This is a genomic window from Streptomyces sp. NPDC027189, from assembly GCF_055566975.1.
Genome location: NZ_JBVHRI010000086.1, coordinates 1 through 1,468, shown reverse-complemented (window position 1 = coordinate 1,468; position 1,468 = coordinate 1). Strand labels below are relative to the sequence as shown.

Annotated in this window: 1 protein-coding gene; it reads right to left on the bottom strand. The window is 66.0% G+C overall.

What is annotated here, in order from left to right:
- A partial coding sequence (gene ltrA / locus ACZ4RZ_RS50300; protein WP_467754379.1) for a group II intron reverse transcriptase/maturase occupies positions 1-941 on the bottom strand: 941 nt, incomplete at its 3' end.
- Between the last annotated feature and the right edge of the window lie 527 nt (positions 942-1,468).

Below are 1,468 nucleotides of genomic sequence, written 5' to 3'. Positions count from 1 at the left end.
CACTGGATGTGAAACCCCAGGAAGTCGAACCCCTCGCTCAGGTGCACCACTTGGGTCTTGGCCGGTGACAGCCGCAGCCCCACCGGTGCGAGAACCTGGGCGATCTCTTCGTGCAGTGCCTCGGTGTCCTGCCGGGTCCCGTCGACCAGGACGACAAAGTCGTCCGCGTAGCGGACCAGCCGCCACGACGGCAGGCCGATAGCCCGGCGTCGGCCCCGCCGGTAGTCGGTGGCCATCTCTCCGCCTGGCTCCCATGCCCGATGCAGGTGCTCATCGAGCACCGACAGGGCGATGTTGGCCAGGAGCGGGGAGATGATGCCCCCTTGCGGTGTGCCGGTGAAGGTGTCCTGATACTCGCCGAGCTCCGTCAGAAGACCGGCCTTCAAGAACGCCTTCACCAGTGCCAGGACCTTCTTGTCCTTGATTCTCATCCGGACCCGGTCCATGAGCGCGGCATGGTCGATCTCGTCGAAACACGCCGCGATGTCCGCGTCCAGCACCCAGCGGTAGCCGCAGGTGCCATAGAAATGGATCTCGGCAATCGCGTCCTGGGCCCGCCGCTTGGGCCGGAACCCGTAGGAGACCGGCTTGAAGTCGGCCTCGAAGATCGGTTCCAGCACCAGCTTCAGCGCGGCCTGGACGACCCGGTCGGCGATCACGGGAATCCCCAATCGCCTCACCTTTCCCGACCCGCCCGGCTTGGGAATCCTGCGCTCCCGCACCGGCAACGGGCGGAACGAGCCCTGCCTGAGCTGGACCCTCAGGTCGTCCAGGAATCCGGGAACACCGATCCTCTCCTCGACAGCGGCGGCGCTCAGGCCGTCGACGCCAGGAGTGTTGGCTCCCCGGTTGCCGGCGACCCGGTCGAACGCCACCATCAGCGTCGCCGGATCGTGCACGAAGTTGAACAGATCGTCGAACCGGCGGCCAGGATCAGCCACCGCCCAACGGTGAAGCTTGGCCTGCATCTCCGATACCCGCTGACGCGGCCCCATCGGGACCGCCTCCAGCAGAGCGCCGCTATTCAGCGGTGCGTCTTTCGGCATTGCAGTGTCCTTCCCTTCTCGATTCCGCTGCCGCCCTTCCCCATGTTCCGGGCTTTCCCCGGCTCGGAGTACTACGGCGGCTCCGTCCCACCCGGCCCGTTCGGCGGTCGATGCACCTATCCACGGCGACGAACTGGTGGTCCGCTGCTGGGGAGTTGAGACCGGATGGTTCCCGTGTTCACTGTGATTCGCTTGTCGAAGTAGGAGCCCGACTGTGTCCCTGCGGCATCGCCACGAGTACGCCGTAGTCCTTCCTCGTGGCCTCCCGGACGGCTTCGAAATACCGGCCACAGAGTTCCCCACCGCCAACGGCGGTGAGTGCGCACCGCTTCCGGCCCAGATCCACCAGGTTCGAGCCGGTGTAGTCGTTAAGAGACGTAAAGACGCCGGTTCCTCGCGTACTCCTCTCCGTCCCGCTCGCC